6 protein-coding genes are annotated in these 6,842 nt (G+C 75.4%); 5 read left to right on the plus strand and 1 reads right to left on the minus strand.

What is annotated here, in order from left to right; all coding sequences use genetic code 11:
• Window positions 1-1,391, minus strand: a 1,391-nt coding sequence (locus VF468_06945) for an MFS transporter (protein HEX5878043.1), incomplete at its 3' end; no start/stop codon positions are given.
• 78 nt (window positions 1,392-1,469) lie between these two features.
• On the opposite strand from VF468_06945, the gene VF468_06950 reads away from it, so the two are divergent.
• The 5 genes from VF468_06950 to VF468_06970 form a co-directional block, all read left to right on the plus strand.
• Window positions 1,470-1,847 carry an MmcQ/YjbR family DNA-binding protein gene (locus VF468_06950; GenBank protein ID HEX5878044.1) on the plus strand — a complete coding sequence of 126 codons (378 nt, stop codon included), beginning with the start codon at window positions 1,470-1,472 and terminating at the stop codon, window positions 1,845-1,847.
• 92 nt (window positions 1,848-1,939) lie between these two features.
• Entirely contained in the window at window positions 1,940-2,965 is a 1,026-nt protein-coding gene (locus tag VF468_06955) for a DNA double-strand break repair nuclease NurA (protein ID HEX5878045.1), read from the plus strand.
• 23 nt (window positions 2,966-2,988) lie between these two features.
• Window positions 2,989-4,557 carry an ATP-binding protein gene (locus VF468_06960; protein ID HEX5878046.1) on the plus strand — a complete coding sequence of 523 codons (1,569 nt, stop codon included), beginning with the start codon at window positions 2,989-2,991 and terminating at the stop codon, window positions 4,555-4,557.
• Complete coding sequence (locus VF468_06965; protein HEX5878047.1) at window positions 4,554-5,708, plus strand: DNA repair exonuclease; 1,155 nt, start codon at window positions 4,554-4,556, stop codon at window positions 5,706-5,708. Before VF468_06960 ends, VF468_06965 begins: the two co-directional genes overlap by 4 nt.
• A 3-nt stretch (window positions 5,709-5,711) precedes the next feature.
• Window positions 5,712-6,842 (plus strand): AAA family ATPase (locus VF468_06970; protein ID HEX5878048.1); only part of this gene is annotated, 1,131 nt, incomplete at its 3' end.

Genomic DNA, 6,842 nt, shown 5'->3' on the forward strand with positions numbered 1-6,842 from the left:
CGCAGGAACAGCGCCGCCGCCACCGCCCCGACGGCCAGGGCGGCCCCGGCCACCAGGTAGGCGGCGCGCACGCCGGCGAGGAAGGCGGCCGGGTCGGCCTGGGGGGTGGCGCGGCCGTAGCGGGCGGCCGCGACCGCGCCCAGCACGGCCACCCCCAGGGCCCCGCCGACCTGCCGGCTGGTGGAGATGACGGCCGAGGCCACCCCGGCCTGGGTGCCGGGCATGGCCGCGACCCCGGCGGCGGTCGCGGGCGAGATCGACAGGCCCAGCCCGGCCCCGAGCATGGTCAGCCGCCACCACAGCTGGGCGTACGGCGTCCCCACCTCGATGCCGGTCAGGGCCCACAGGGCGGCCGCGGCCAGCAGCAGCCCGGCCGTCACCGGCACCCGGTAGCCGTAGCGGGAGGCGAGCCGCCCGGCCAGGGGGGCGGTGACGACCACGGCCAGGGTGCTGGGCAGGCTCCGCAGCCCCGCCTCGAGCGGCGACCAGCCCTGCACCGCCTGGAAGTACAGGGTGTTGAAGAACACGAACCCGAGCAGGGCGAACCCGGCCAGCAGGACCACGGCGTTGGCGGTGGAGAAGGCCCGGTCGCGGAAGAACCGCAGCGACAGCATGGGCCGGGGCCGGCGGGCCTCGACGGCCACGAACCCGGCCAGCAGGACGACCCCGGCGGCCAGCAGGGCGACGATCTCCGGCGACCCCCAGCCCCGGTGGTCGCTCTCGATCAGCCCGAGGGTGACGGCGCCCAGCCCCAGGCTGCCCAGCAGCAGCCCGGGCAGGTCGAGGCGGCCGGCGGCCGGGTCGCGCGACTCGGCCACGACCCGGCCGGCGACGACGAAGGCGGCCACCCCGACGGGCAGGTTCACGTAGAACACCCAGCGCCAGCCGAGGGCGTCGGTGAGCAGCCCGCCGATCACCGGCCCGGCGGCCAGGGCCATGGCCGACACCCCCGACCACAGGCCGATGGCCTGGACCCGCTCACGCGGGTCGGGAAAGGCCGCGGTCAGGATGGCCAGGGAGCTGGGCAGCAGCGCCGCCGCCCCGACGGCCTGCAGGACCCGCGCCCCGACCAGCGCCGGCAGGGTGGGGGCGAGGCCGCACAGGGCCGAGGAGGCGGTGAACACGACCAGGCCGGCCCGGAACACCCGCCGCCGGCCGAACCGGTCGCCCAGCGACCCGGCGGTCAGCAGCAGGCTGGCGAACACCAGGATGTAGGCGTCGAGGACCAGGGCCAGCCCCGACAGCGTGGCCTCCAGCTCCCGCTGGATGCTGGGCAGGGCCACGTTCACCACCGTGTTGTCCAGCATCACCATGAACAGCCCGAAGCAGCAGGCCCCCAGGGTGAGCAGCTGCCGTTTGCGGTCGGTGACGGGTCGGTCGGTGGTTGCCACGCCACCCATTGTGCCCGCCCCCGTCGAACCCACCCGGCCCGCCGCCCAGCTGTCGGCCGCGGCTGCTACGGTGCCGCTGTGGACGACCTCGAGGCGCGACGCGACCGGCTGGTGCGGTTCTGCCGCACCCTTCCCGAGGCCACCGTCACCGCCCACGACCAGCACGTCGGCTTCCAGGTCCGCGGCCGCACCTTCGCCTGGTACGTCGACGACGAGCACGGCGACGGCCGCGTGGCCGTGCTCTGCAAGGCCCCGCCGGGCGAGAACACCGCCCTCGTCGCCTCCGACCCGCACCGCTTCTACCTGCCCCGCTACGTCGGCAGCCGGGGCTGGGTGGGGCTGCGCCTCGACCGCCAGGACGTCGACTGGGGCGAGGTCGCCGAGCTGGTCGCCGAGAGCTACCGGCTGGTTGCCCCCAGGCGCCTGGCCGGGCTGGTCGATCAGCCCCTCGCCTGAGCTACACTGCCGCGGTGCTTCCCCTCCCGGGGGTTTCTGGTTACCCTCCGGGGTGAACGTGTGTTCGTTCAGGGTGCGGTGAGGGGAGGCACGTGCTCGTCGAGGACTACGCCGACCGCGTGCGGCTGGCCGCCGGCTACCTCAGCCGGCTGCTCGCCGACGGCGGCACCGGCGTCGACAACCCGGCCGACGAGCCGGTCGGCCCCGCCGACGCCGCCGCCCTGGAGCTGGCCACCGACGCCCCGCTGCACCAGTTCGGCTGCGACCCCGCCCACGGGGTGACCGCGGCCGCGGTCGACGGCGGCTCGGCCTGCCTGCTCAACGGGCGCAGCTTCTGGCTGGTCGCCTACCGGGCGGGGACGGTCTGGCACCGCGACCGCGACACCTTCGCCAGCGACGTCGACTCGCTCCAGGTCAGGGCCCTCACCCAGGCCGACGCCAAGGCGGCCTACGCCGAGGCCCTGACCCTGGCCGGGGTCAGGCGCGAGCGCGAGCTGGCCGACCTCGGCGGGGTGGTCGACGTGCTGCGCGAGCTGGCCGAGTGGCGCCGGGCCGCCGAGGCGGTCGCGGCCGCCCGCCCGGGCGACCTGGTGCTGGTCGACGGCAGCCTCCACCCGGGCCCGTTCCTGCCCGCCGGCCTGGTCGAGCCCGTCCACGAGCTGGCCCGCGAGCGCGAGGTCGACCTGGTCGGGGTGACCAAGGCGTCCAAGCTCCGCTGGGGCCGCTACGCCCCGCTGGTGCTGCGGGTGCGGCGCCGGGCCGAGGACGAGCTCGGCCCCGACGCCCGCTGGTACCTGCGGGTCACCGGCCCCGAGGAGGCCTCCGAGGTGTACGTGGCCCGCCTGGCCCGCGCCGGGGCCTACGCCTTCCGGGTCGACGCCGTCCGCGGCCACCGCGACCCCGGCGGGCTGTTCGCCGTCCTGGCCGGGCTGTCGGACGACCCGGCCTTCGTCGGCTACCCCTACCCGCTGGCCGCCGTCCACCGGGCGGTGTCGCTGCCCGGCCCGCTCCTGGCCGACCTGCGCCGCGACCTGCGCGAGGCGTTCCTGCGCGAAGGGCTGTCCGAGGACGACGTCGACCTGGTGATGCGCGACTTCCACCTGACCTTGAACGCCTGAGCCCGACCACGGGAGACCTGGACATGCCGGACTACAAGGGACGCATCTTCGGCCGCTCCGTGCTCGATGTGCGTTTCCGGGCCTTCTACGGCGAGGACCTGTTCCTCGGCGAGCTGCTGGCCGGGGACGACCCGGAGCGGGGCCGGCGCTACCTGTTCCGGGTCACCGACGTCGCCTACGGCTCGGAGTCGTCGGACGCCGGCTGGGCCGAGCGCACCGCCGGCGGCCTGATGGCCATGGACCAGGTGGGCGAGGCCACCACCCTGCGCGACTTCGAGAAGCGGCTGTACAAGGTGGCCGAGGTCGTCCCCCTCGGCTACGTCGACGCCAAGGGCTTCCACAAGCCCAAGAGCCTGCCCGCCCAGTTCGCCGCCGTGTCCGCCCCCACCGACGCCGACCTGGCCTTCCTGCGCGAGCGGATGGGCGACGTCGAGGTCGGGCGGCTCCGCTCGGGCGAGGACACCATCGACCTGCCGGTCGGGATCCGCGGCGAGACCCTGCCCAGCCACGTCGGCGTGTTCGCCACCACCGGCATGGGCAAGTCGAACCTCATGAAAGTCCTGGCCGGCCAGCTCCTGGCGGCCAGGGGCCGCTACGCCATGCTGCTGTTCGACCCTCACGGCGAGTACCTGGAGGGCGGGGCGGCCGGGCGGCGCGGCCTGGCCCACCACCCATGGGCCACCCAGCGCCTGCGCGTCTACTCGCCCAGCCCCCGGGCCGGCCAGGCCAGCCTGCTGCGGCTGTCCCTGGCCGAGCTGACCGTTGACGACCTGCGCACCGCCTGGAAGTTCTCCGGCCCCCAGTCCGAGGCCCTGGAGAGCGCCTATGCCCTGCTCGGCGACAAAGGGGTGTGGCTGACCCGGCTGGCCGAGGAGGACCCCGAGGTCCTCAAGGACGCCGAGCTGGGCCGCCACGCCCTGGCCACCATCCAGGTGCTGAGCCGGCGGGCCAAGCGGATCGTGCGGCTGCCCCTGATGACCGAGGACCCCAGCCAGTCGCTCACCGGCAAGGTCCTTGACGACCTGGCCGGCGGCAAGGTCGTGCTGGTCGACACCTCCGGGCTGGAGGCGGTCGAGGAGACCCTGGTCGCCTCCCTGCTCACCCGCAGCCTGCTCGACGAGCGGGCCGGAGCCTACCGCAACGACCGGGAGCGGTTCGGGCAGCTGCCCCGGACCCTGGTCGCCCTCGAGGAGGCCCAGCGGGTCCTGACCCGCCTGGACGACGCCGAGTTCAACGTGTTCCCGCGCCTGGCCCGGGAGGGCCGCAAGTTCAACGTCGGCCTGTGCGCCGTCACCCAGCAGCCCAAGCTGATCGACGCCGAGCTGCTCAGCCAGTTCAACACCTACTTCGTGCTCGGCCTGGCCGACGAGCGCGACCGCAACACCCTGCGCTCCTCCTCCAAGCAGGACCTGTCCGATCTGGGGGCCGAGATCCAGACCCTGATGCCGGGCGAGGCCCTGGTCACCAACCCCGAGGCCCCGTTCGCCCTGCCGGCCAGGGTCCACCTGTACGAGGACTGGCTGGCAGGAGTCCCCGCCCCCGAACCGGCGCGGGAGCGTCCGGCCGAGGCCATGAGCGGGTTCTACGAGTGAGCCGGCTGGTCGCCATCGCCGACGCCCACCTGGGGCGGGCCCACTACCAGGCCGTCGACTCGGGCGGGCTCAACCAGCGGGAGGTCGACTTCGCCGCCTCCTGGCACCGGGCGGTGGAGGCCGCCCTCGGGCTCGACCCGGACGCCGTGCTCGTCCTTGGCGACCTGTTCGACGCCCCCCGGCCCACCTACCGGGCGTTCCGGGAAGGCGCCAGGGGGCTGCGCACCCTGGCCGCGGCGGGCGTGCCCACCCTGGCCATCTCCGGCAACCACGACACCCCGCGGCTGCGCGAGTCCGGCTCGCCCTACGCCGTCCTCGCCGACGCCTTCCCGACCCTGCGCTTCGTCTACCGGGGCGGCTACGAGCCGGTCGACCTGCTGGCCGGGCTGCGGGTCCACGCCGTGCCCCAGTGCACCGACGACCTGGCCCTCAAGGAGCAGATCGCCGCCGCGGCCGGCGCCCGCTCCGGCGACCACCTGAACCTGCTCGTCACCCACGCCGCCGTGACCGTCCTGGCCCGCCGCTACACCTACGGCGACGTCAACGAGCTCGAGGTCGACCTGACCACCCTGGACGCCGGCTTCGACCGCATCCTGCTCGGCCACTTCCACAACTTCGCCAAGGTCGCCGCCAACGCCTGGTACCCCGGCTCGACCGACACCTTCAGCTTCAAGGACCTGCCCCAGCACGACGAGCCCGCCGTCAAGGGCGTCCTCAGCCTCGACACCACCTCGGGCAGCGTCCGCCACCACCCCGTGCCGGGAGGCCGGCCGCTGCGCAGCTACCGCCTGGACGCCTTCGACCTGACCGCCCCCGAGGTCTACGAGGCCGCCGCCGGCCTGGCCGGGCCGGAAGAGACCGAGGGGGCGGTGGTGCGGCTGTTCGTCAACCGGGCCCGGCCCGAGCTGCGCCGCCTCCTCGACCGCCGCCAGCTGGCCGCCGACGCCTTCGCCGGCGCCCTGGTCGTGACCGTCCAGGTCGAGTCCGAGGAGGACGAGCAGGCCGCCCAGCTGGCCGCCCAGCCCGTGACCAGCCTGGCCGACGAGTGGGACCGCTACCTGGCCTCGGTCCCCATCGAAGGCTACGACCGCGACCGGCTGGCCGGCATGGGCCGCCAGTTCCTCCAGCAGGTCGAGGAGGAGGCCCGCTAGCCGATGCACCTGCGCTCCCTCAGCCTGCGCAACTACCGCGTCTACCGAGCGGTCGACCTGGAGTTCCCCGACGGCCTCATCGGGATATACGGTGCGAACGGCGCAGGGAAGACGACGCTGATCGAGGCGCTGCGCTACGCCCTCTACGGGGACGCGCGGACCGACAAGTGGGAGCTGCGGTCGGCCGGGGTGGGGGAGGACGTCCGGGTCGAGCTGGTGTTCGAGCACGAGGGGAACACCTATGACGTCAGGCGGCGGCTGAAGGGCCGCAACCTCACCCCCGAGGTCGAGGTGTTCCTGAACGGGCAGCTGGCCGCCCAGTCGGTGCGGGAGGCCAACGCGTACCTGGCCCGGGTGCTGGGCATGGACCAGCGGGCGTTCCTGGCCTCGGTGTGCGCCCAGCAGAAGGAGCTGACGGCGTTCGCGACCATGCTGCCCAGCGACCGGCGGCGCCTGGTGCTCGACCTGCTCGGGGTCAGCCCGGTCGAGCGGGCCCTGGCCAGGGTGCGCGAGCAGGCCCGCGACGCCCGCACGGCCGCCGGCGGGGCCCGGGCCGGGCTGCCCGACCTGGCCGAGCTGGAGGTGGCCGCGGCCGAGGCCGAGGCCGAGCGGCAGCGGGCCGAGGAGGCCGAGCAGACGGCGGCCGCCGCCGAGCGGCAGCGGGCCGCCGAGCAGGCCGCCGCCGAGGAGGCCACCGCCGCGGCCGAGCAGACGGCCAGGAACCTGGAGGAGCTGCGGGCCAAGGCCGCCCTGGCCAGGGCCGGGGCCGAGGGGCACCGGGCCGAGGCCGAACGGCACGAGGCCCGGGCGGCCGAGGCCGACCGGCTCGGGCCCGAGATCGAGGCCGCCGGCGCCCGGGTGGCCGAGCTGGCCACCGCGGCCGCGCCCCTGGAGGCGCTGGAGGAGGCCCGCGAGCAGGCCGCCGCCCGGGCCAGCCTGGCCACCGCCCTGGAGGAGGCCGAGGGCCGCCAACGGACCAGCGAGCGGGCCCTGGGCAAGGCCGAGGAGGATGCCGCCGGGGCCGCCGGGCTGGTCGCGGCCCGGGTCGAGGCCGAGCAGGCCCTGACCGGCCTGGACGAGCAGTTGACGGCGGCCCGGGAACGGCACGCCGAGCTGAGCGAGGCCGCCGGGGCG

Source organism: Actinomycetota bacterium (assembly GCA_036280995.1).
GTDB lineage: Bacteria > Actinomycetota > CALGFH01 > CALGFH01 > CALGFH01 > CALGFH01.

Coding starts and splice junctions, on each gene's coding strand:
- VF468_06960 (HEX5878046.1), top strand. CDS start 2,989: ATGCCGGACTACAAGGGACGCATCTTCGGCCGCTCCGTGCTCGATGTG.